The sequence below is a fragment of the Bhargavaea cecembensis genome (assembly GCF_001619585.1).
GTDB lineage: Bacteria > Bacillota > Bacilli > Bacillales_A > Planococcaceae > Bhargavaea > Bhargavaea cecembensis_A.
This window is the reverse complement of sequence record NZ_LQNT01000011.1, coordinates 68,106-89,232: the sequence shown is the minus strand read 5'-3', so window position 1 is coordinate 89,232 and position 21,127 is coordinate 68,106. Positions and strand designations below refer to the sequence as shown.

Annotated in this window: 24 protein-coding genes; 16 read left to right on the top strand and 8 right to left on the bottom strand. The window is 54.7% G+C overall.

Features of this window, described 5'->3' with window-relative positions; translation table 11 throughout:
• The first annotated feature begins 42 nt into the window (after positions 1 to 42).
• The 5 genes from AV656_RS11035 (at position 43) to AV656_RS11015 (ending at position 5,153) form a co-directional block, all read left to right on the top strand.
• The gene (locus AV656_RS11035; protein WP_063181931.1) at positions 43 to 702 is read left to right on the top strand and encodes a uracil-DNA glycosylase; all 660 of its coding nucleotides are present in this window, start codon (positions 43 to 45) and stop codon (positions 700 to 702) included.
• A 28-nt stretch (positions 703 to 730) separates the two neighbouring features.
• Positions 731 to 2,422 (top strand): putative bifunctional diguanylate cyclase/phosphodiesterase, encoded by a 1,692-nt coding sequence (locus AV656_RS11030; protein ID WP_063181929.1) that lies wholly within the window; start codon positions 731 to 733, stop codon positions 2,420 to 2,422.
• A gap of 224 nt (positions 2,423 to 2,646) precedes the next feature.
• Positions 2,647 to 3,456 (top strand): zinc transporter ZupT, encoded by an 810-nt coding sequence (gene zupT / locus AV656_RS11025; RefSeq protein WP_063181927.1) that lies wholly within the window; start codon positions 2,647 to 2,649, stop codon positions 3,454 to 3,456.
• Between the two features lie 81 nt (positions 3,457 to 3,537).
• Positions 3,538 to 4,761, top strand: coding sequence for an MFS transporter (locus AV656_RS11020; RefSeq protein WP_063181925.1), 1,224 nt, complete (start codon positions 3,538 to 3,540; stop codon positions 4,759 to 4,761).
• Positions 4,762 to 4,808: 47 nt separating this feature from the next.
• Positions 4,809 to 5,153 (top strand): DUF6054 family protein, encoded by a 345-nt coding sequence (locus tag AV656_RS11015; RefSeq protein WP_063181923.1) that lies wholly within the window; start codon positions 4,809 to 4,811, stop codon positions 5,151 to 5,153.
• A 231-nt stretch (positions 5,154 to 5,384) separates the two neighbouring features.
• On the opposite strand, the gene AV656_RS11005 is transcribed toward AV656_RS11015, so the two are convergent.
• The 4 genes from AV656_RS11005 to AV656_RS10990 are packed head-to-tail and all read right to left on the bottom strand — an operon-like array spanning position 5,385 to position 7,637.
• The gene (locus AV656_RS11005; protein WP_063181919.1) at positions 5,385 to 5,897 is read right to left on the bottom strand and encodes a GNAT family N-acetyltransferase; all 513 of its coding nucleotides are present in this window, start codon (positions 5,895 to 5,897) and stop codon (positions 5,385 to 5,387) included.
• 33 nt (positions 5,898 to 5,930) lie between these two features.
• Positions 5,931 to 6,500, bottom strand: coding sequence for a DUF7010 family protein (locus AV656_RS11000; RefSeq protein ID WP_063181917.1), 570 nt, complete (start codon positions 6,498 to 6,500; stop codon positions 5,931 to 5,933).
• Between the two features lie 37 nt (positions 6,501 to 6,537).
• Positions 6,538 to 7,329 (bottom strand): SGNH/GDSL hydrolase family protein, encoded by a 792-nt coding sequence (locus AV656_RS10995; protein ID WP_063181915.1) that lies wholly within the window; start codon positions 7,327 to 7,329, stop codon positions 6,538 to 6,540.
• On the bottom strand, positions 7,326 to 7,637 hold the full coding sequence (locus AV656_RS10990; protein WP_063181913.1) for a nucleotide pyrophosphohydrolase: 312 nt from the start codon (positions 7,635 to 7,637) through the stop codon (positions 7,326 to 7,328). The genes AV656_RS10995 and AV656_RS10990 overlap by 4 nt, the downstream gene beginning before the upstream one ends.
• Positions 7,638 to 7,738: 101 nt before the next feature.
• Between AV656_RS10990 and AV656_RS10985 the strand changes: the two genes are divergently transcribed.
• Complete coding sequence (locus AV656_RS10985; RefSeq protein WP_063181911.1) at positions 7,739 to 8,332, top strand: DNA-3-methyladenine glycosylase; 594 nt, start codon at positions 7,739 to 7,741, stop codon at positions 8,330 to 8,332.
• A gap of 60 nt (positions 8,333 to 8,392) precedes the next feature.
• Entirely contained in the window at positions 8,393 to 8,911 is a 519-nt protein-coding gene (locus AV656_RS10980; RefSeq protein ID WP_063181909.1) for a type 1 glutamine amidotransferase domain-containing protein, read from the top strand.
• A gap of 347 nt (positions 8,912 to 9,258) precedes the next feature.
• Here AV656_RS10980 and arr read toward each other — a convergent pair whose 3' ends face one another.
• The gene (gene arr / locus AV656_RS16150; protein ID WP_082818718.1) at positions 9,259 to 9,675 is read right to left on the bottom strand and encodes an NAD(+)--rifampin ADP-ribosyltransferase; all 417 of its coding nucleotides are present in this window, start codon (positions 9,673 to 9,675) and stop codon (positions 9,259 to 9,261) included.
• Between the two features lie 313 nt (positions 9,676 to 9,988).
• On the opposite strand from arr, the gene AV656_RS10975 reads away from it, so the two are divergent.
• The 5 genes from AV656_RS10975 (at position 9,989) to AV656_RS10955 (ending at position 14,006) form a co-directional block, all read left to right on the top strand.
• Positions 9,989 to 10,321, top strand: coding sequence for an ArsR/SmtB family transcription factor (locus tag AV656_RS10975; protein ID WP_063181906.1), 333 nt, complete (start codon positions 9,989 to 9,991; stop codon positions 10,319 to 10,321).
• The gene (locus AV656_RS10970) at positions 10,318 to 11,613 is read left to right on the top strand and encodes an arsenic transporter (protein ID WP_063181904.1); all 1,296 of its coding nucleotides are present in this window, start codon (positions 10,318 to 10,320) and stop codon (positions 11,611 to 11,613) included. Before AV656_RS10975 ends, AV656_RS10970 begins: the two co-directional genes overlap by 4 nt.
• Positions 11,614 to 11,623: 10 nt before the next feature.
• Positions 11,624 to 12,043, top strand: coding sequence for an arsenate reductase (thioredoxin) (gene arsC, locus AV656_RS10965; protein WP_063182975.1), 420 nt, complete (start codon positions 11,624 to 11,626; stop codon positions 12,041 to 12,043).
• A 121-nt stretch (positions 12,044 to 12,164) separates the two neighbouring features.
• Positions 12,165 to 12,983 (top strand): GNAT family N-acetyltransferase, encoded by an 819-nt coding sequence (locus AV656_RS10960; RefSeq protein WP_063181902.1) that lies wholly within the window; start codon positions 12,165 to 12,167, stop codon positions 12,981 to 12,983.
• Between the two features lie 231 nt (positions 12,984 to 13,214).
• On the top strand, positions 13,215 to 14,006 hold the full coding sequence (locus AV656_RS10955; protein ID WP_063181900.1) for an alpha/beta fold hydrolase: 792 nt from the start codon (positions 13,215 to 13,217) through the stop codon (positions 14,004 to 14,006).
• Positions 14,007 to 14,167: 161 nt separating this feature from the next.
• Here AV656_RS10955 and hmpA read toward each other — a convergent pair whose 3' ends face one another.
• Positions 14,168 to 15,352 carry an NO-inducible flavohemoprotein gene (gene hmpA / locus AV656_RS10950; RefSeq protein WP_063181898.1) on the bottom strand — a complete coding sequence of 395 codons (1,185 nt, stop codon included), beginning with the start codon at positions 15,350 to 15,352 and terminating at the stop codon, positions 14,168 to 14,170.
• Between the two features lie 220 nt (positions 15,353 to 15,572).
• Here hmpA and AV656_RS10945 point away from each other — a divergent pair, with 220 nt between their 5' ends.
• The 3 genes from AV656_RS10945 to AV656_RS10935 all read left to right on the top strand — a co-directional run bounded on the left by AV656_RS10945 (position 15,573) and on the right by AV656_RS10935 (position 17,996).
• Positions 15,573 to 16,016, top strand: a complete 444-nt coding sequence (locus tag AV656_RS10945) for an RrF2 family transcriptional regulator (RefSeq protein ID WP_063181896.1) — start codon at positions 15,573 to 15,575, stop codon at positions 16,014 to 16,016.
• Between the two features lie 49 nt (positions 16,017 to 16,065).
• A complete protein-coding gene (locus tag AV656_RS10940; protein ID WP_063181894.1) occupies positions 16,066 to 16,995 on the top strand; it encodes a manganese-dependent inorganic pyrophosphatase in 930 nt (309 codons plus the stop codon).
• 134 nt (positions 16,996 to 17,129) lie between these two features.
• Entirely contained in the window at positions 17,130 to 17,996 is an 867-nt protein-coding gene (locus AV656_RS10935; RefSeq protein ID WP_063181892.1) for a YitT family protein, read from the top strand.
• Positions 17,997 to 18,037: 41 nt separating this feature from the next.
• On the opposite strand, the gene AV656_RS10930 is transcribed toward AV656_RS10935, so the two are convergent.
• Together AV656_RS10930 and AV656_RS10925 are read right to left on the bottom strand one after the other, a co-directional pair.
• Positions 18,038 to 18,829 (bottom strand): AAA family ATPase, encoded by a 792-nt coding sequence (locus AV656_RS10930; RefSeq protein ID WP_063181890.1) that lies wholly within the window; start codon positions 18,827 to 18,829, stop codon positions 18,038 to 18,040.
• Positions 18,830 to 18,923: 94 nt separating this feature from the next.
• Positions 18,924 to 20,312 (bottom strand): FAD-dependent oxidoreductase, encoded by a 1,389-nt coding sequence (locus AV656_RS10925; protein ID WP_063181888.1) that lies wholly within the window; start codon positions 20,310 to 20,312, stop codon positions 18,924 to 18,926.
• A 115-nt stretch (positions 20,313 to 20,427) separates the two neighbouring features.
• Between AV656_RS10925 and AV656_RS10920 the strand changes: the two genes are divergently transcribed.
• Positions 20,428 to 21,066, top strand: coding sequence for a DsbA family oxidoreductase (locus AV656_RS10920; RefSeq protein WP_063181886.1), 639 nt, complete (start codon positions 20,428 to 20,430; stop codon positions 21,064 to 21,066).
• Positions 21,067 to 21,127: the final 61 nt, after the last annotated feature.

Here is a 21,127-nt window from a genome sequence, read left to right as displayed (position 1 = left end):
TGTGGTATAGATAAGGGATAGCAGGAAAGAAGTGGTGAATGGATGTACAGAATCAGCGAAGAACTTGCGGAACTCGGCCGCCGGCGGATGGGGGATGCTCCGGTGGAAGGGTTTGTCTATGGGCAGGGTCCTGAAAAGCCGGAACTGATGCTTATCGGCGAGGCACCTGGGGAATTTGAACTGGTGGACGGCATCCCGTTTATCGGACGTGCCGGCAAGGAACTTATGAAGTCCCTTGCCTCGATCGGGCTGCGCCGAGAGGATGTCTATATCACCAGCGCCGTGCGCAGCCGCCCATACCGCTGGGGCACGAAAAAGGAGCGCGACGGCACGCTTACCGAGCGCAAGTATAACCGTGCTCCGACGGCAAAAGAAATCCTTGCCCATGCGCCGCTCCTGGACGCGGAAATGCGGGAGGTAGGGCCGAAGCTCATCGTCACGCTCGGCAACATCGGCCTTCAGCGCCTGCTCGGCAAAGGCTATAAAGTATCGGACGTACACGGGAAGCTGATCGAGGCGCCGGTGCAGTACCTGGCGGACCCGGATGACGTAACATACAGCCTGACCGAGGATGTCAGGACCATCATTCCGACCTTCCACCCGGCCTCAGTGTTCTACAACCCGTCACTGCGTGCAGAGGTAGAGGAAGACTGGCAGACAATCGGCAGGGCGCTCCGGAGATCTACCGGTCCAGCCGGCTGACTTGGCCTGAAAAGGAGGTGGAAGCAACTTGAAGAGACACGGCAATAACGGCAGTAACCGGATGCACAGCGGTCTTCTTGACGAACAGGATGCCATCCGCATCATGAGCGGGCTGGCCAGTGCATTCTACGTACTGGACCGGCAGTCGGATTTCATTTATATCAATGAAAAGGCATCCGGTATTCTTGGCCGGGAGGGGGAAAACCTGGTCGGAAAAAACGCCTGGGCAGAATTTCCGGATGCGGTGCCCGCAGGACTCAAGGAGATGTACGACCGCATCCGGAAAACGGGTGTCCCCGAAACAAAGGAAATCTATTACCGTCCGGTGGGACTCTGGCTGCAGGTGGATGCGCAAGAAATCGGCGATGGCCGGATTGCGGTCCTGTTCCACGACATCAGCCGCTACAAAGAGGCGGAGGCCCGGCTGGAGGTGCTCGCTTACAGGGATGATCTGACCGGCCTTCCGAATCGCCGTTCCGCGATTGAGATGATTGAAAAAAACATCCGGAACGGGGAGCCGTTTTCCGTCGTGCTCATTGATATCGACAGCTTCCGCCAACTTAATGACCTCCATGGGCATGAGGCAGGAGACCACTATATCCGGCAGATTGCGGACCGGCTGAAAGGTCTTCTTCAGGACGGAGATGCAATCACCCGGATGGGCGGGGATGAGTTTATCCTGATTACTGGCAGGACGGAACCGGAACAACTGAAACAGTGGATCCGGGAAGTGTTTAAGCAGACTGCCGCTTCTGTGAGGCTGAACGACAATGTCAGCTTTTCCGCCTCTGTCAGCGTGGGAATCAGCCGCTGCCCGGAAGACGGTGAGACAACAGCCGAGCTGCTCAGCATGGCGGGTACCGCGATGCATGAATCAAAGACAAATAGGGGCAGCAGCTTCATGATATTCCGCGATGAAATGAGGACGAGAATTGAACGCAGGCGGATAATTGAGGATGACCTGTTCTCTGGAGAGTTCAAGAAGAAGGGGTTTTCCTGTGTTGTCCAGCCCCAACTGGACGGGGAGTGCGGCAGTCTGATCGGTATTGAAACACTGTCGAGGTGGAACCATCCCGAACTCGGCATCCTTACCCCTGACGAGTTCATCCCGATTGCAGAGGAAAGCGGGAAAATCAGGGAACTGACAATTCATCTTCTCAACCTCGTCTTGGCGGAAGGGAAAAGCTGGACCGAGAAATACGGCAGTGTTCCGCGGATTGCCGTGAACGTGACATCTCATCTTTTGGATGACAGGCGATTCTACGCTACCGTGATGGAGATGCTCCGCAAGTGGAACATCCCTCCGGAACGGTTCGAGATCGAGATCACCGAGTGGAAAGAAATCCTCAGCTCGGATCTGGTCCTTTCCAACCTGAGAAAATGCCGGAGCAAAGGCATCTCCGTCGCAATCGATGACTTCGGAACAGGTTTTTCGGGCCTATCCTATCTGACAAATTTCCCGGTCGATAAAATCAAAATCGACCGATTCTTCGTTTCCGGAATCGGCATGATCAGCAAATCGGAAGCAATCCTGAAGTCAATCGTATCGCTGGCGGAAGGCCTCAACTGCGGCCTGATCGCAGAAGGCGTCGAGACGGAAGAACAGCTGCAATTCCTTTTGGATATCGGATGCCGTGCTGTCCAGGGCCACTACTTTGATGCACCGCTCCCGCCGGGGTTATTCGAGGAAAAGTATATGCCTGCATCGCTTTCGTGCTGATCATTCCGCTCCGCGCCATGTGCGCGGTTTTTTTGTGCAGTTGGATTGCGATCTGAGGCTCGAGCCGGCACCACGCAAATCCATGACGGCATATCCTAAAATTCTGCTGCACGGGTCCGTCATATTTGAAGCGAAATTTCGAAAATTGCTTCGCGGATAAGTTGCACAAGGGAAACTTTGTAGCATATAATAGCATCATCTTAAACCAGAAAGCGGATGGTTGAATGGAAGGAAACATCTGGCTCGCATTCGGTCTGACACTGTTTGCGGGATTGGCGACCGGTATCGGGAGTCTGCTCGCGTTCTTTACTTCCCGGACAAACACGAAATTCCTGTCAGCCTCGCTTGGTTTCTCGGCAGGTGTCATGATTTACGTCTCGCTTGTCGAAATTTTCGTCAAGGCAAAAGATGCGCTGACGTATGAACTTGGCAGCACACCGGGGTATTGGGCGACGATTGCCGGATTTTTCGGCGGGATGATGCTAATTGCGGTCATCGACCGCTTCATCCCGTCGACGGGCAATCCGCATGACGTTAAGAGTGTAGAGGACATCGGGAAGGGACCGACGAATGATGAATATGCCCGATTAAAGAAGATGGGCATCTTCACCGCGCTGGCAATCGCGATCCACAACTTCCCGGAGGGGATTGCGACGTTTACATCAGCCCTCCAGGACCCGACACTGGGCGTGGCCATCGCCATTGCGGTTGCCATTCACAACATTCCGGAAGGCATCGCGGTGTCCGTCCCGATGTACTTCGCGACAGGAGATCGGAAGCAGGCATTTAAGTTGAGTTTTCTGTCGGGACTTGCGGAGCCGGCGGGAGCCGTGATCGCCTTCCTGATCCTGATGCCGTTTTTGAACGGCGTCATGTTTGGAGTCATCTTCGCGGCTGTAGCAGGGATTATGGTGTTTATCTCCCTGGATGAACTGCTTCCCGCCGCGCAGAAATTCGACGAGGCCCATTTGTCCATTTACGGCATGATTGCCGGCATGGCGGTCATGGCCATCAGTCTTGTACTCGTTTCATGATGGATATTGTCAAACTGTCTGGGACATTGTATAGTTATGGAGTCAACAAAACTATACAACTGTAAAGACGGGTGAAGATATATGGCCTCAACTGCACAACGGCAGGCTCCAAAGCCTGCCATTTCCCGTAACAGACTGCTCGGTACGGCCGGGCTTGCCTGGATGTTCGACGCCATGGACGTCGGCATCCTTTCCTTTGTCATTGCGGCGCTTGCTGCAGACTGGGCGCTGACTCCGGGGGAAATGGGCTGGATCGGCAGTGTCAACTCAATCGGCATGGCGGTCGGTGCGTTCGTCTTCGGTATTCTGGCTGACCGGATCGGCCGGAAGAACGTCTTCATCCTGACGCTTGTGCTGTTCTCGCTTGCGAGCGGGCTGTCCGCGGCAACGACGGGCCTCGCTGCATTCCTTGTCCTGAGATTTATCGTCGGGGCAGGACTTGGCGGAGAACTGCCGGTTGCCTCCACGCTTGTTTCCGAAAGTGTCGGTGCGAAGGAGCGGGGGCGGGTCGTTGTCCTGCTTGAAAGTTTCTGGGCAGGCGGCTGGCTGATCGCTGCCCTGATTTCGTACTTTGTTATTCCGGAGTACGGCTGGCGCATTGCGCTCATCATCACTGCACTGCCGGCACTCTACGCCATCTACCTGCGGATCCATCTTCCGGATTCGCCGGAATTCACGGCGAAAAAGGAAAAGCGGGGGAGCATTGCCGGAAATATGAAGGCACTCTTCTCGGCGAAATACCGCCGGGCGACCGTCATGCTCTGGATCGTCTGGTTCACAGTGGTTTTCTCATACTACGGCATGTTCCTATGGCTGCCGAGTGTCATGGTCATGAAGGGCTTTGACATGATCCACAGTTTCGGCTATGTCCTCCTCATGACACTCGCGCAGCTGCCAGGATACTTCACTGCGGCCTGGCTGATTGAAAAGGTCGGCCGCAAGTTCGTGCTGAGTGTCTTCATGATCGGTACGGCGATCAGTGCGTTTGTATTCGGAAACGCGGATACAACCTGGCTGCTGCTCACGGCAGGCGCGTTCCTCAGCTTCTTCAACCTCGGGGCATGGGGCGCACTCTATGCCTACTCACCCGAGCAGTATCCGACCGTGATCCGCGGGACCGGAACAGGGACGGCAGCCGCTGTCGGCCGGATTGGCGGCATCTTCGGACCGCTGCTTGTCGGCTCGCTTGCGGGTGCCGGTGTCGGGCTTGGCCCGATCTTCAGCATCTTCACCGGCGCCGTGCTCATCGGAGTCGCAGCTGTCCTGATTCTCGGAACCGAGACAAAGCAGATCGAGCTTGAGTGAAACCTCGGCAACCCCCTTTCCGTAAAAACCGGAAAGGGGGTTTTCTGATGGAGACAAGAGATCTCTTTGTGTCGGTCAACCCGTCGCGTGCGGCGGACCTGGTCATCGAGGCTTTGACAGCCGGTTCGGTCAGTGGCCGGATCGTCGACCAATATACGCGGAACACGGGCGGCCGGGAAATGGTCGTCCTCATCATGGAAAAATACTTTATGAGAACGAGCAACCGGGCCACCCTCACGATGATCGCCGACAACTTTGACGGTGACGGGCGCACCAAGGTCCGGCTGACCGGCTCCGGCGGCGGAAGCGGCGCCTTCATGAAATTCGACTGGGGAGCGGGCGCCAGTTTTTCCGCGAGGGCGGAAGAGGCACTGGCGGAGTTCCGGGTATGAGCGGTTTACTGGAGTCCGGCTCCGAAAAGGTGGGAAATCGGACTTTGGGCATCGGATTCGGATTTAGGAATCCGCGGTCGGACTTAAGATGCCGGAACCGGACTCAGAACGTTGGGTTCGGACTTAGGGAGTGGCTCATGCCCGGTAAGCCTGGAGATACCGTGCTGTTGGCGGATTTTTTCATCTCCGCCGACAGCAAATAAAGCACGCCGGGAAAAGTCCCGGCGTGCTTTAATTATGGTTCCATTCATAATGGGTGAATCTCATGATCCCGTTGTTCATGACAAATGTTTCTTGATCTGTCCCGGTGCAGAGGAATCCGTTTTTCTCAAGGACTCTGCAGGAAGCAATGTTCGACGTTGTGGTTTTGGCGAGAATCCTCCGAACTCCGAAACCGCCTGAGAGATGAAGCAACTCTTTCAAAGCGCGGGATGCCACACCTTTTCCTCCATGCGCTTTGGCCATCCGGTAGCCGAGCTCGGCGGTACCGGTCTCAGCGTCGATGTCGGTCAGGGTTATTCTGCCGAGGATCCGGTTGTCTTCGTCCTTGATCAGGAAAAAGCGGGATCCGCCTGCAGCCTGCTCTTCAAGAAGGTCGTCGAACCGCTTCAGAAACACTTCATAACGGTAATATTCATCGCCGCGGCCAGGCACTGCAGTTTCGAAGAATCTTCTGTTATCCGCTTCAAAGGCATACAGCAACTTGGCGTCTTCGCGCCGGAGCGGTTCCAATCGAATATCCATCCACTAGTTCCCCCGTTCAAAAAAAGAGCCGATTCAGACGGCTCTTTTCTCCATTCCGGCGATGCCGGCTTTCTTTTTGTAATCTGCAAGCAACCATGCGTTGAGTACGGCAAGCAGGACAAGGATGGTGAGCGGGACCGCCCACAGGCTGTCCGGTGCAGCTGCCGAACCGACGATCGTTGCAGCGACTGCCATGACCGGTGCCATGAGGTAGAACGCACGGGTATCATACAGCCAGCCATAAGGAAGGAAGTGGGCGCCTGTGATGACGGCGAAGACAAACACCATTGCTTCCGGCTGGCTGCCGAATGCCCAGAAGACGAGCGGGAAGTAGGCGAACTGAGCAACGTTGAACACCAGCCCCAGGCTGCCGAGCGGATTGCCTTCCGATTTCCAGTCGGCTTTCAGCAAGGCGGCAAGCCCGATGGCGAGCGGGAACAGTATACCGGTCAGCGCAAGCAAAGCGATATTCTGGAACCGGAGCTCGATCGGCAATAAAAAGGCGGCGGTGATCAGTGTCCAGACGACCATTCCCGAAAGCAGGAACGGCAGCCCGTTTTTGTTGCGCAGTGCAAGGTCTTGTTTCAGTGAATGCAGGTCCATCTGAAATCCCCCCAGTGTGAAAATCCCCAAACTCCCTTTACTTGGCTGTCAGATGCGGCCAGATGGCGTCTGCCCAGATGCGGTATCCGAGGTCGTTCGGATGGATGCCGTCCTTGAGCGTTTCCTGAAGTCTGACACCCCGCTGGTCCATAAGCGAAAGCATTTCATCATGAATGTTAATGTATGCCCAGCCCTTGTCCTCGATGAAAGTCTGGGTGCCGTAGACGTAGTCGGTGAAGCGGAGCCCGAGTGTGTTCACCGGCGGTCCGAACTTGTTTTCGGTTATCGGGTTCGGCGAGATGAAAAGGATTCGGGCTTCAGGCAGTGTCCCGGAATAAAGGGTGTGCAATTGTTCCAGTGATGCATAGGTATCTTCAAGTGTGACATTCTTATTATGATTGTTGATCACAGACGTTTCGATGATGAGGACATCCGGACGTCCTGCGATGACCGGGCCGGTCACTTCATCCTCGAGCAGGCGGACGGATGTGTAGCCGGAGTGCCCGTGGTTCTCAACTTTTATGGTGTTGAGGGATGGATAGACGGTGCGCAGGTGCGCCTGCGTAAGGGCGCGCCAGGTTTTCGACTGGTTGGATGCGCCTGAGCCTTTCGTGACGCTGCTGCCGGTGACGGCCATGCGTGCTTCGCCTGTCGTGAGCGCACGGTAGACAAGGTAATCTGCGACGGGCTGGCCCGGATTTTTCAGAGGATCGACTGATTCGATGGTTGCGACATCGGCTGATGCTTTACCGCCTTTTCCTTCCGGCCGGAAAAGAAGCAGGAGTGCGCCGGCTGCGGCCAGGAGCAGGAGGAACTTGACTTGTTTCATTGGTGTTCACCCGCCGGCAGCGGATACTTGAGGGCGTTTTTCCGGATTTTGGCCAGTGCAGCTTCGTCCAGGTCGAACCCGGCGACATCGGCCAGCTGGAGCAGATAAATATAGATATCCGCGGCCTCTTCCATGATGCTCTCGCGGTTATTTGCGACAGCCTGTTCTCCGGACTGCCACTGGAAGTGTTCAAGGAGTTCTGATGCTTCGAGCGACACGGAAATGGCAAGGTTCCGCGCGTCCCGGTTGCCCTCCGTCCAACCGCGGGCTTTATTGAAGGCGAGGATTTCCTCGGTGAGTGTCTTCATGGTGGATATTTCCCCCTAAATCTGTTTGATTTGAGTATAACCGATATCGGGTAGACAATGAATGGAAGAATGTTTCGGTTTTAAGAAAGGGAGGGGGACGAATGTACAAGCCGATCGATCCCGATTTTTTTGCCCTGCCAGTCCTGGAACTGGCGCCCGCACTGCTCGGGCAGTACATCGTCCATGAGACGCCGGAGGGGCTGGCAGTCGCCAGGATTGTCGAGACGGAGGCGTATCGCGGCCCGGAAGACCGCGCGGCACACAGTTTCAACAACCGCCGGACAAAACGGACAGAGGTGATGTTCGCGGATCCGGGGCGCATTTATACGTATCAGATGCACACCCATACACTCATGAATGTGGTTGCCGGGCAGGAGGGAACCCCGCATGCGGTCCTGATCCGGGGAGCGGAACCCATCGAGGGAGTGGAACTTATGCAGGACCGGCGAGGAAGGCATCTTAAGATTCCTGATCTGACTAACGGACCCGGCAAGCTATCGAAAGCCCTTGGGGTCACAATGGAATCGTACGGCGGCTTCTGGTACGAGGAGCCGCTTTTTATCGCCCCCGGGCCCGGAATCGGCGGAGAACTGAAGACAGGGCCGCGGGTCGGCATCGGGAACTCCGGAGATGCGGTCCACTACCCGTGGCGATTCTTTGAAGAGGGCAATCCGTTCGTCTCTAAATATCGTTGATGTTTAGTTGGGAATGAGGAGGGAAAAGTAGGAAGGGACATTCAAAAAGGAGTGATCAGATTGGCTAAAATTGCAACGGTCATTACAGACATGTTTGAGGACAGCGAGTACACAGACCCGGCAAAAGCGTTCAAGGATGCAGGCCACGAAGTGGTCACGATCGAAAAAGAAGCCGGCAAGACGGTAGAAGGCAAGCAGGGACAGGCGACGGTCACTGTCGACAAGGGAATCGGTGAAGTCAGCGCCTCCGATTATGACGCCCTCTTCATCCCGGGCGGCTTCTCGCCGGACCAGCTCCGCGCGGACGAGCGATTCGTCAGCTTCGCGAAGGAGTTCATGGACGCGGACAAACCGGTGCTTGCGATCTGCCACGGCCCTCAGCTCCTGATTACGGCAAAGGCGCTGGAAGGACGCAATGCGACCGGCTACACATCGATCGCACAGGACATGAAGTACGCCGGTGCGAAATTCGAAGACTCTGAAGTCGTCGTCTGCCAGGACCAGCTTGTCACGAGCCGCCAGCCTGACGACATCCCGGCATTCAACCGCGAATCGCTGCGTGTGCTGGAAGGGAAATAAAATCTGATCTTGAAGCGCGCCCGGTGTGGCGCGCTTTTTTGTGGGAGAAAAGCGGAGCAGGATTCTCATGAAACGCAGGAGCGCGCGCAGAACCCGCCCAAGCGCGCATAGGAAACAGGTAACCGCGCATAGAATCCGCTCGAGCGCGCATAGAACTGTCGGGAGCGCGCATAGAATCGCCGGAAGCGCTCATAGAATACCACTCTAAGTGGAGGGGTAAGTATATTAGAATTATTATTCCTCTTTCGGAAGGTCGATGCCCGAAGACCGCCTTCCTCCAAAGAAAAGCCCAGCAGGATCTCCTGTAAAGATCCAGCTGGGCGATTCAACAGCTTTTCAACGGAAAATCAATCGTATATTACATTTTTTCCTTCTTCACTTAACTTTTTTAAAGATGCAAGCATATGATTAATTTCTTCATCCGAATGCCTTTCCCATGAACCTAATTCAGCTATTATTTTCAAGGGAGATTTAGATCTATAAGAACGTGTTGGGTTTCCGGGAAATCTTTTATCAGTTAAATTCGGGTCATTTTCAAAATCGCCTAAGGGTTCTACAATATAAATTCTCTCTTTTGAATTAGATCTTGCTAATTCAGCACCCCATTTAGCAGCGTTTAATGTTCCGGTAAAATAGATATAGTTTGATTTTTTATCCTGATAATTGGATAAGTACAACGGTTCAAGCAAGTCTCCAATTTTCAGTTCTGCTTTAGTACCGTGAAAAAACGGACCAGGATCTAAGACGTTTTTTTGGTCATTCATATAGCCACATCCCTTATGTTTTTAGACTTGCGTATAACAGTATAGGGCAGGACATCAGTGAAAAAACAGTCTGCAAATAATTCTCAGATAGGATTATAATATAAGTAGAGAACATAGATGTTATCAATCAAGACCAAACCTTGGGTCCCAAACCCGCAAGGAGAATATCCCCCTTGCCCCCTTTCTAAAAACTATGAACTCCAGGGCGCGCATAGAAACCTATGCGCGCTCAAATCTGGCTGACAAATAAGCATTGACTTATGTGTTCCGATACAAATACAATGAACCGGTATTCTTTTTTGGAGGGATTCCGGTGGAACTGACGGAACTTGAAACATTCATGAAAGCGGCGGGCGACGGCTCGCGGCTGAAAATATTGCAGCAGCTGACAGGCGGTCCGGTTTGCGTCTGTGACCTGACGCCGCTTGTCGGGCTGACACAGCCTGCGGTAAGCCAGCATCTGAAGCGGCTGAAGGAAGCGGGCATCATATCGGGAGAAAGACGGGGACGCTGGACGTTCTGGTCGCTCGACCAAACACATCCGCTGCATGACATTCTGATTGGCCTGCTTTCCAGAGTGCCGGCTCCCGATCGGACGGTCACCGACCTTGAAGCAACCGGCGAGAAGGGGTGCTGCACCCCATGATGGCCTTGTTGTCAGCACTTATCTTCCTCGTTACGCTTGTTTTTGTGATCTGGCAGCCGAAGGGGCTCTCGATCGGCTGGTCTGCGATTGCGGGAGCGGTGGTCGCACTGCTTGCCGGTGTCGTCAGTCTTCAGGACGTGTGGGATGTGACGGGCATCGTCTGGAATGCGACGCTCACGTTTGTCGCACTGATCCTGATCTCGCTCATCCTGGATGAAATCGGCTTCTTTGAATGGTCGGCGCTTCATATGGCGCGCTTCGCCAAGGGAAGCGGGATCCGCATGTTCTTCCTTGTCACGCTCCTCGGCGCGATAGTTGCGGCATTATTCGCGAATGACGGGGCGGCGCTGATCATCACGCCGATTGTCCTTGCCATGATGCGGGCGCTTGACCTCAAGGACAAGCTGATCCTTCCGTTTATCATGGCGTCCGGATTCATCGCCGATACGACATCTCTTCCGCTCGTGATTTCTAACCTCGTGAACATCGTCTCTGCCGACTTTTTCGGCATCGGGTTTACCGAGTATGCCTCGCGCATGATCGTGCCAAACCTGTTCAGTCTGGCTGCGAGCATGCTCGTGCTTTATCTGTATTTCGGCAAAAGTATTCCGAAGCGGTTTGATGCCTCCAAGCTGGCGGAGCCCCGCTCGGCTATCCGGGACATGAAGCTGTTCCGCCTTTCATGGGTGGTCATTGCGGTGCTTCTCGCCGGTTACTTCCTGAGCGAGGCGCTGGGCCTGCCGGTTTCGATCATCGCAGGAATTGTCGCCGTCCTGTTCCTCGTCATCTCCGCACCGAGCAAGGCGGTGGATGAAAAGGCTGTCGTAAAAGGCGCGCCGTGGGCGATCGTCTTCTTCTCGGTCGGGATGTATGTCGTCGTGTATGGACTCCGGAATGCCGGGCTTACCGATGTGCTCGCCTCCCTCATTGAATGGACGGCGGGCCACGGCCTGTATGCGGCGACCATCGGAATGGGCTTCATCGCGGCGATTTTGTCGTCGGTCATGAACAACATGCCGACCGTCATGATCGACGCGCTTGCCATCCGGGATGCGGATGTGCCGGACCGTGTGCGGGAAGCGCTGATCTACGCGAATGTCATCGGGTCTGATCTGGGCCCGAAGATGACGCCGATCGGCTCGCTTGCGACGCTTCTCTGGCTGCATGTTTTATCTCTCAAGGGCGTTAAAATCTCTTGGGGCTACTACTTCAGGGTCGGGATCGTCCTGACGCTTCCCGTCCTGTTCATCACACTGACCGGCCTTTATCTCTGGCTGGAAGTGCTTAACTGAGGTGTTACAGATGGAAAAGAAGATGATTTACTTTCTTTGCACGGGCAACTCGTGCAGGAGCCAGATGGCGGAGGGATTCGGAAAAGCCATTCTTGGAGACCGCTTCGACGTACGCTCCGCCGGTATCGAGGCTCATGGCCTGAATCCTGAGGCAGTCCGGACGATGAAGGAGGCCGGCACAGACATCTCGGACCAGCAATCTGAGACGATCAATACAGACCTCCTGAAGCGGGCCGACTATGTGATCACTCTGTGCGGGGATGCCCGCGACAATTGCCCCGCGGTCCCGTCAAAGGCGGTCCATGATCACTGGGGATTTGATGACCCGGCACGCGCGGAAGGGACGGAAGAAGAAAGACGCAAGGTCTTCAGCCGGGTCCGGGATGAAATCCGGGAGCGTATCGTACGCTTTTCGGAAACAGGAAAATAACCGGGAAACGCGCCTCAGCCGGGGCGTGTTTTCTTTGGTTCAAGAATTCCGAAAATTCTATTGAATGGAGCTGCCTGGTTGTGCTATGATATCCCGAAACCGAAAAAGGGGGGGCGGGACCATGATCAGGCAGCTGCTTGAAGCGGACCGGCAGGAAACGATGGCGTTTGTCGGCGTTCAGCCGGCAGAAAATCTCTTTATTATCGGTGATATCGAGGCGTACGGCTTTGACGATCCGATCCAGACGCTGTGGGGAGACTTCGGGGAGGATGGGGTGATACGCGGCATACTCCTGAAGTACACGGATAATTACATTGCGTGGGCACCCGGCGACTTTGACGCGGCCGGCTTTGCAGAAATCCTCAACGCCGATCCGTCGTTCCGCTTTTTATCAGGGATCGAACCGATCGTCCGGAAGGTGGAGCCGTATCTGGATCGAAAGCCGGACAATCCGAGAATCCTTTACTATGCAAAATGCGAGACGGCGGCGGAACTTCCGGATATCCCGGCGGAAATTGCTGTCCGGAAGGCGGTTCCGGATGATGCGGCGGCGCTGATCGACCAGATGTACGCAATCCCGGAATTTGCGGACGGAGAATACAGTGCGGAGCACAAACGGCGCACATTGGCGGAAGGGACGGCAAGAGCGTGGCTGATCGAGGGAGATGACCGAATCATCAGCTCCGCCTCAAGCACGGCAGAAAATACGATGTCCGCGATGATTGTCGGTGTTGGGACGATTCCGGGATATCAGCAGCAGGGCCTCGCCTCCTACTGCATGTCTGCGCTTTGCCGTGAACTATTGGATGAGGGGAAGATGCTCTGCCTTTTCTACGACAATCCTGCGGCGGGCCGCATCTACAAGCGGATCGGCTTCCGGGACATCGGCAAATGGTGCATGTGGACATATGAAAGGAAGCAGGTTCCCGCAGAAAACTGAAATTGTTATTTGATTAGAAGTAATCATAAACCGGCTCCGGATGATCCTTTTCAGGAATCACCGGAGCCGATTTTCGTAATGAAATCGCTGAATAATGGATGAAGTGTCTCCGAAATTGTCATTCAACCTTCAATAAAATGCAGCCTTATATCCTATTGGTAATTGTTATATGATGAAAAGTATTTTGAAAGATGTTTAAATGGTAGCATCCGTATTGAAGGGAAGGTCCCCATGCTACACTACAAGACGTACATCAAGGGTGACAAACATCCGTGGGTGACGTTTATCCACGGAGCAGGAGGCAGTTCATCCATCTGGTTCAAGCAGATCAAGGAATTCAGGAAAGAACATAATGTGCTGCTGCTTGACCTCCGGGGCCATGGCCGCTCCGAGCGGGGCAAGTGGAAAAAGGGAGACTCATTCCGCGAAGTGGCCGATGATGTGATCGAGGTCATGGACAAACTCAGCATCAGAAGGTCACATATGATCGGCATGTCCCTTGGAACCATTGTCGCCCAAACACTGGCGGAAAGGCATCCGGAGCGGGTCAAGTCGCTGATTCTGGGCGGCGCGGTAATCGGGCTCAACATCCGCACGAAGCTCCTGCTTTGGGCAGGGAACACGTTTAAGCGGTTCGTTCCGTACATGCTGCTATATAAACTCTTTGCCTACATCATCATGCCAAGGAAAGAACATGAAGAATCCCGTCTCGCATTCGTCAATCAGGCGAAGAAGATGTGCCAGAAGGAATTTGTGAAGTGGTTCTCGCTAACAAAGCTCATTAACCCTTATCTGGCGCGCCTGCAGTCGACGACGACCGGTGTGCCGACGCTTTTCCTGATGGGGGAAGAAGACTATCTATTCATCCCGCCCGTCGAGGAAGTGGTCAGCCGCAGCGAGAAGTTCCGTCTGATCACGATCAGGAACTCCGGGCATGTCTGCAACATCGACCAGCCGGATGAGTTTAACCAGATTTCGATCCGGTATATCCGAGAAATGGAATCGGGGCACGGCGCTGCCTAAACTCCACAAGCGACGACGTGGAGAGTGAATGTGAAGCAAAGCTTCATGAATGTTAAGTAAATCCGTGCGAGTGTTAAGAATAGACCTCTGAATGTGAAGCAAACACCGTACACAATAAAACCCCGACCGGGATTCCGGTCGGGGTTTTGCATGCTCCGGAATTACGCCGTGATGGCTTCAAGTTCTGCCGCAGGTCCGAAGAATTCGTAGTGGATCTTGCCGACCGGTACGCCGATCGCTTTCAGTTCAATGATCATCGCGTTCATGAATGGTGCCGGGCCACACAGGTAGACATCGCTGCCATCGATGACGCGGCTGCGGAGGAAGTCGCGGTCCAGGAAGCCGTCCGAATCAGAGTATCGGACGGAGTAAGTGGCGTTGTCGTTACCTGCCGCCATTTCCCGGAGGTCGCCGTCAAACGCCTGGAGCTGCGGGTTGCGTGCGGAGTGGATAAATGCCGCCTTGCGCTCCGGCTGATTGCTGGTGATATGGTCGAACATGGCCATCATCGGTGTGAGGCCGACACCTCCGCTGATAAGTGTGACTGGAGTGGCCGCTTCGGTATCGAGGAAGAAGTTGCCTGCAGGTGCGCTGACTTCGATCGTGTCGCCGACGTTCACGCTGCGGTGGAGGAAGGTCGAGACCTTGCCTTCCGGATTGCACTCGTCTTCACGCTTCACGGAGATGCGGAACATGTCTTCCTGCGGCGCGCGGGACAGGCTGTACTGGCGGATCATCAGGTACTTCTCGCCAGGGATCGTCACGCGGACGGTCAGGTACTGGCCTGGCTTGTAAGCCGGTACGCCTTTGCCGTCTGCAGGCTTCAGGTAGAAGGAAGTGATGACGTCGCTTTCTTCCACTTTCTTCGCGACGACAAAGTCCTTGAAGCCGTCCCAGCCGTTTTCTGCAGTTGCCGCTTCTTCATACATGGATTTCTCGACGCCAATGAAGGCATCCGCGATCACCCCGTAGGCTTCGCCCCAAGCGTTGAGGATCTCAGGTGTGGCTGCGTCGCCGAGTACTTCCTTGATCGCGCCGAGAAGGTGATGGCCGACGATCGGATAGTGTTCCGGCCGTACATCGAGTCCGCGGTGCTTGTGAGCAATCTGAACAACTGCAGGAACGATCGCTTCGAGATTGTCGATGTATTTCGCTGCGGCGAGCACGGTGTTGGCAAGTGCGGTCTGCTGGCGGCCGCGGGACTGGTTGGCGTGGTTGAAGAGGTTCAGGAGCTCGGGATGCGCTTCAAACATATTCTTATAGAAAACTGTAGTAATCGTCTTGCCGTGCTGTTCGAGTACGGGAACGGTGGACTTCACGATATCGATCGTCTGTTGGGAAAGCATTTTACATCTCCCTTTCGGATGTTTGGATTGGGTGTTCTTTATCTGTCTTAATCATATTCCTGTGCTTTCTTCAAAGCAATATATAAAATACATCTTTAAGTTGGTGTCAGAATTCAGTCACAATCCATTCAAGGAACTGTCAATATTCAAATAAGTCGCTTTCCTTTATTGAAATGGATGCGAAAGATTATAATATGGAAGGAAAGGCGAGTGACGATGCATGAGAATGACGATGTATACTGATTATGCGCTACGTGTCCTCATGTACCTCGGCGCGAAAAAAGACGGTGAATTGTCTACAATCCAGGGCATTTCGGATGCCTACGGAATTTCAAAGAACCATTTGATGAAAGTCACACACCAGCTCGGTCAGTTAGGGTATGTGGAAACTGTCCGCGGCCGCGGAGGCGGTGTTCGGCTGGCTGTGCCGCCGGATGACATCAACATCGGGACAGTCGTCCGGCAGACCGAGGATGACTTCAATATTGTGGAGTGCTTCAGCACCACGGCGAATCAGTGTGTGCTCAGTCCGGTCTGCGGCCTGCGCGGTGCGCTGAACCAGGCGCTGCTTGCGTATCTCGCGGTGCTCGACCGGCATACGCTCGCCGATTTTCTCATCAATAAAGAAGACCTCGCGGCGTTATTATCGGGCCGGGAGTTATGATAGAATAAGGAAGGAAAATTCGAACAAGACGGTCAGGAGTGAATCATCAATGTCTAAAGTACTGGTTTTCGGACATAAGAACCCGGATACGGACTCGATTACGGCAGCAATCGCCTATGCGCATCTGAAAAAGGAACTTGGCATGGACGCGGAAGCGGTCCGTTTGGGTGAGGTAAATGACGAGACGGCCTACGCGCTGGAGAAGTTCGGCTTTGAAGCGCCGCGTCTCGTCAAAAACGTCAGCGGTGAAACAGACAGTGTCATCCTTGTCGACCATAACGAGTTCCAGCAGAGTGCGGATGATATCGCGGACGTCAAGATCCTCGAAGTTGTCGACCACCACCGGATTGCGAACTTCGAGACGGCCGATCCTCTCTACTACCGTGCTGAGCCTGTTGGCTGCACGGCGACGATCCTGAACAAGCTCTACAAAGAAAATGGCATCGAGATCCCGGCGAACATCGCAGGTCTCATGCTGTCGGCAATCATATCCGACTCGCTGCTCTTCAAATCTCCGACATTCACGGCCGAAGACCGCAAGGCTGCGGACGAGCTGGCGGAAATCGCGGGCGTCAATGCCGAAGAGTATGGACTTGCCATGCTGAAGGCGGGTGCCGACCTCAGCAAGAAGACGCTTGAGGAGCTCGTCAACATGGATGCCAAAGAGTTTGAGATGGGCGGCAAGAAAGTGGTTATCGCCCAGGTCAACACGGTCGACGTCAGCGATGTTATCGGCCGCAAGAAAGAGCTGGAAGACCTGCTTTACCGTGTGATTGCAGAGCGTGAGCTGGGTCTTTACATGCTGGCAATTACGGACATCCTGAGCAATGATTCGACCGTTCTCGTACTCGGCAGCGAAGCACAGGCAGCATGCGGCGCATTCAATGTTGCGCTGGAAGACAACCTGGCTGTTCTGCAGGGCATCGTGTCCCGCAAAAAGCAGATTGTTCCGGTCCTGACGGAAGCCCTGGCAAAATAAGAGATGAAGTAAAGCCCCGGCATCGCCGGGGCTTTTACTGTCTTTGGAACCGGAAGGAAATTTAGGTTGCATCAGTGCGGGTCTTTTCCTCATACTTTACTGTGGGCCACTGCCTCAGAATAGGAGTCTATCAGATGTCAGGTTCAAAGCATCAGTTTTTATCCGAGTCCATCCCGGTCCAGCTGTTTCTGATCACTGCCGGTGCGATTATTGCGGCCATCGGGCTGGAACTGTTTCTCGTCCCGAACAACATCCTGGACGGCGGGGTCATCGGACTGTCAATCATCTTGTCGGAACTGACCCCGTTCATGCTGAGCCTATTCATCATCGTCCTGAACATTCCGTTCATTTTCCTAGGGTACAGAAGGATGGGGATCCGGTTCACTGTATATGCGCTTTATGGCATTATCGTGCTGTCTTTCGCGACCGGCTTTCTCCATCGGGCTGACGTGGTGACGGATGACCTGTTCCTTGCGACGGTCATCGGAGCGGTCATCCTCGGTTTCGGGGTCGGGCTCGTCATGCGTATGGGCGGTGCGCTGGACGGCACGGAGATCCTTGCAATCCTGATCAGCAAGCGGCGGCCGATCTCAGTCGGACAGACGGTCATGATCATGAACGTCTTCATCTTTATCCTGGCGGGTCTGCTCGTGTTCACCTGGGAAACGACGTTCTACTCGATGATTACTTACTTCATCGCCTCAAAGGTGATCGATATGGTCGTCGAAGGTACAGAAGAGTCCCTGTCGGTCATGGTCATTTCAGACCATGCGGAAGAATTGGCCAAGAGCCTCATCGAGAACGTGGGACGAGGCGTAACGTTTCTGAACGGTGAGGGCGCGTTCACCAATGATTCGAAGAAAGTCCTTTACGTCGTCGTCGACCGCCTTGAGATGGCAGATGTCCGGACGGCAATCCGTGAGACGGATCCCGAAGCATTCGTTATCGTCCAACGGGTCAGTGAAATTTCCGGAAGCAATTTCAAGACACCGGTACACTGACAAAAATCACCCGGTTCCCACTGAAGGGAGCCGGGTGATTTTTAATGACCGAATAAATGCCTCAGATATCGTTCGGGCGCATCCAGGAAGTCTTTCGTCATGCGGACATGTTCGATTTCATCGAACAATACCGGGTCGAGACGGCCATCGCGGATCTCATAAAGGTCGGCGCCGGGATAGGCCATGATGATCGGGGAATGGGTGGAAATCAGGAACTGTGCGCCTTCTTCAACCATTTCATGCAGCATCGCGAGAAGGGTCAGCTGCTTGGCGGGAGAGAGGGGCGCCTCGGGCTCATCCAGAATGTAAAAGCCGTCCGGCCGGAAACGGGCAGTGAACAGGTCCAGGAAGCTTTCTCCGTGGGAGCGGAATTCAAGCCCCTCGCCGTACAGATTCCGAAGCTCCGCGTACGTCCTGGCATTGGGCTGTGCTTCGAGGCTGTGTGCATTGCGGCTCCTGATTTCTTCCAGTGTCTCCCGTGCATCTTCACGCATTTGAGACACGGCAATGGTGTAGGTCACGAAATCCAGTGCCCGGAAGAAAAAGCCGTTCCGCGTTTTCACCGACCAGCTGAGCGTAAGGTGGTCCGCAATTTCCCGTGCATGTTCAAGTGCAGGGTTGCCTTCAATCGGTTCGCGGCTGATCAGGATGCTGTCCGCCGCTGCGGCGATGCCTTCCAGCAGTGTCGTCTTTCCCGTGCCGTTGTCACCCGCGATGATGGTGACCGGGGAGCGGAACGTGAAGGAATCGAATTCCCGGACGACCGGCAGCCCGAACGGAAATCGGTCTTTAGCCGGCATCGGCTTTTTAAGTCGGATCTGTTTCAGAATCATCATCGGCTCCCCCTTTGCTACCACTCTAGCAGAAATCACATCTGTCCCGCACCAACAAGAAAACACCTCCGGACATGCCGGAGGCGGATCGTGGTTACAAATTGAGAGGCTTTTTCGCAGGGCCTTCCAGCACCGAGCCGTCCTCCCGGAAGCGGGAGCCGTGGCACGGACAGTCCCACGTGCGGTCGCCCTCGTTCCATCGGGTTTTGCATCCCAGGTGCGTGCAGGTTGGAGACTCCAGGCGGACTGTATATCCGGCGGCCAGTTCTCCGACGGTCAGCCCCGCCAGCTTGATGCCCTGGAGAAGTTTCGCGCCGAAGCCGGTGCGGTCGGGACTGTACAGCTGGATGGCTTCGTTGGGGCGGCCGGTGATCAGGTCGCGCAGCACTTCTGATCCGGCCAGCGACCCGGACAGCCCCCATTTCCGGAATCCGGTACTGATATAAATGTGGGGAAGGTCCGGAGTGATGCGGCCGATATACGGTACATCATCCGGCGTTTTCGGGTCTTGGGCCGACCATCGGTGTGAAATGTCGGTCACGCTGAACTGTTCCCGGAGATGCTCCGCCAGTTCGCCGTAGTTCTCACCGGTCTCTTCTTTCATGCCGGCGAGGTGATTGCTGCCGGAGAGCAATAGATACGGCTGGCCATCGATTCCTGCGGTGCGGATGGACAGTGAGTCCGCATCCACGCCCAGATATTGATTTTTCAGCTCCGTCTCTGCTTTGGAGGCAACGATATAGGAGCGGTTCACCTCAAGTTTAAGGACGTTCAGGTTCTGCAGTCCGACAAGCGGGTAGTGTGTGCAGAGGATCAGCTCGCTGAAGGTGACATCCGACCCGTTTTCAAGTTCCACAATCCGTTTTTTGAAATCCATCTTCCTCACGGCGGAATCTTCGAAAATGCGCGCACCCGAGTCCGCGGCCATCCGTGTCAGGCGCTGGCCGAACCGGAGCGGGTGGATCTGCAGCTCATCATGCATCGACAGCGCACTTTCCACGGTGAACGGAAGCTCTGTCTCATTGATGAATGCGCCTTGGATGCCGATTTCCTTGTAGGCTTCCCATTCCTTCCTGAGATTCTCCGTACCTGAAGGCGTACGGGCGTACAGGATGGAGTCAAGCGGGCGGGCCTCATCATCCCGTGCCATTTCCCTGGCTCTGCGTACGGCGCGTTCATTCACCTTGTAATAGGTCCGTGCCGTTTCCAGGTCAAACTGCTTGATCAGCTTGGCATAGATGATGTCATGCTGGGCGGTCACCTTTCCTGTCGAGTGGCTGGTCGTGGAACCGAAGACCCGGTCCTTCTCCAGGACGATGACGTCTTTCCCTGCCTTGGCCAGTTGCTCGGCCGCCGCGATTCCGCCCATCCCGCCGCCGATGATGCATACATCACAGCGGAGTGAGCCTTGGGCTTCCGGATATTGATCCCGCGGATATCCCGTGTCGAGCCAGAGTGACTCATTACTCTTTGGTTGATTCAATAGAGCGTCCTCCAATCGCTTTCGTTCTGCTCTGCACCGTGCCGGGCTGATTCCTTGTCCCGTGTTCTGTATCCCCCTACAATGAAGACAGTCAATTCGGAAGGGGATCGTTAACATGAAAATAGAAGTATGGTCTGACTATGTTTGCCCGTTCTGCTACATCGGCAAACGGAAACTGGAACATGCCCTCCAGAAGACGGGCTTGGGGGACGGGGCGGAAGTGATCTTTAAAAGCTATGAGCTGGATCCGCATTCCCCCGAGACGTCAGAGGAGTCGATGGTCTCCGTGCTTGCCGGGAAATATGGTACGACCGTTGCTCAGGCCGAAGGAATGACAGCCAATGTCACCGCTGCTGCCAAAGAAGTCGGACTCGAATATAACTTCTCCAAAATGCGCCCTGCCAATACCTTCAGCGCACACCGGCTGGCAAAATGGGCGGAAGAGCAGGGGAAGGCAACCGAAATGTCAGAGAATCTTCTCCGCGCTTACTTTATCGAAAATCGTGAAATCGGGCGCAGGGAGGTTCTGGCGGATATTGCGGAAGAAACAGGGCTCGACCGCAAAGAGGCGGAAGCCGTCCTCGGATCCGGCCGTTACGAGGAAGATGTCCGGGCAGATATCGAAGAAGCACGTCAGCTCGGCGTGCAGGGCGTTCCGTTTTTCGTCCTCAACCGCAAATATGCCATTTCCGGAGCACAGCCTGATGAAGTGTTCGAGCAGGCGCTCCGTAAAGTTGCAGAAGAAGAATCATGAAATGATGGAGCTGCCGCATCCTATGGAGAGGATGCGGCTTTTCTGACGTAAAAAAGGCGGC

Excerpts from the sequence above, each read along its gene's own strand:
- AV656_RS11035 (WP_063181931.1), top strand. The coding sequence starts at position 43 with ATGTACAGAATCAGCGAAGAACTTGCGGAACTCGGCCGCCGGCGGATG.
- zupT (WP_063181927.1), top strand. The coding sequence starts at position 2,647 with ATGGAAGGAAACATCTGGCTCGCATTCGGTCTGACACTGTTTGCGGGA.
- AV656_RS11020 (WP_063181925.1), top strand. The coding sequence starts at position 3,538 with ATGGCCTCAACTGCACAACGGCAGGCTCCAAAGCCTGCCATTTCCCGT.
- AV656_RS11015 (WP_063181923.1), top strand. The coding sequence starts at position 4,809 with ATGGAGACAAGAGATCTCTTTGTGTCGGTCAACCCGTCGCGTGCGGCG.
- AV656_RS11005 (WP_063181919.1), bottom strand. The coding sequence starts at position 5,897 with ATGGATATTCGATTGGAACCGCTCCGGCGCGAAGACGCCAAGTTGCTG.
- AV656_RS11000 (WP_063181917.1), bottom strand. The coding sequence starts at position 6,500 with ATGGACCTGCATTCACTGAAACAAGACCTTGCACTGCGCAACAAAAAC.
- AV656_RS10995 (WP_063181915.1), bottom strand. The coding sequence starts at position 7,329 with ATGAAACAAGTCAAGTTCCTCCTGCTCCTGGCCGCAGCCGGCGCACTC.
- AV656_RS10990 (WP_063181913.1), bottom strand. The coding sequence starts at position 7,637 with ATGAAGACACTCACCGAGGAAATCCTCGCCTTCAATAAAGCCCGCGGT.
- AV656_RS10985 (WP_063181911.1), top strand. The coding sequence starts at position 7,739 with ATGTACAAGCCGATCGATCCCGATTTTTTTGCCCTGCCAGTCCTGGAA.
- arr (WP_082818718.1), bottom strand. The coding sequence starts at position 9,675 with ATGAATGACCAAAAAAACGTCTTAGATCCTGGTCCGTTTTTTCACGGT.
- AV656_RS10970 (WP_063181904.1), top strand. The coding sequence starts at position 10,318 with ATGATGGCCTTGTTGTCAGCACTTATCTTCCTCGTTACGCTTGTTTTT.
- arsC (WP_063182975.1), top strand. The coding sequence starts at position 11,624 with ATGGAAAAGAAGATGATTTACTTTCTTTGCACGGGCAACTCGTGCAGG.
- AV656_RS10960 (WP_063181902.1), top strand. The coding sequence starts at position 12,165 with ATGATCAGGCAGCTGCTTGAAGCGGACCGGCAGGAAACGATGGCGTTT.
- AV656_RS10955 (WP_063181900.1), top strand. The coding sequence starts at position 13,215 with ATGCTACACTACAAGACGTACATCAAGGGTGACAAACATCCGTGGGTG.
- hmpA (WP_063181898.1), bottom strand. The coding sequence starts at position 15,352 with ATGCTTTCCCAACAGACGATCGATATCGTGAAGTCCACCGTTCCCGTA.
- AV656_RS10945 (WP_063181896.1), top strand. The coding sequence starts at position 15,573 with ATGAGAATGACGATGTATACTGATTATGCGCTACGTGTCCTCATGTAC.
- AV656_RS10940 (WP_063181894.1), top strand. The coding sequence starts at position 16,066 with ATGTCTAAAGTACTGGTTTTCGGACATAAGAACCCGGATACGGACTCG.
- AV656_RS10935 (WP_063181892.1), top strand. The coding sequence starts at position 17,130 with ATGTCAGGTTCAAAGCATCAGTTTTTATCCGAGTCCATCCCGGTCCAG.
- AV656_RS10930 (WP_063181890.1), bottom strand. The coding sequence starts at position 18,829 with ATGATTCTGAAACAGATCCGACTTAAAAAGCCGATGCCGGCTAAAGAC.
- AV656_RS10920 (WP_063181886.1), top strand. The coding sequence starts at position 20,428 with ATGAAAATAGAAGTATGGTCTGACTATGTTTGCCCGTTCTGCTACATC.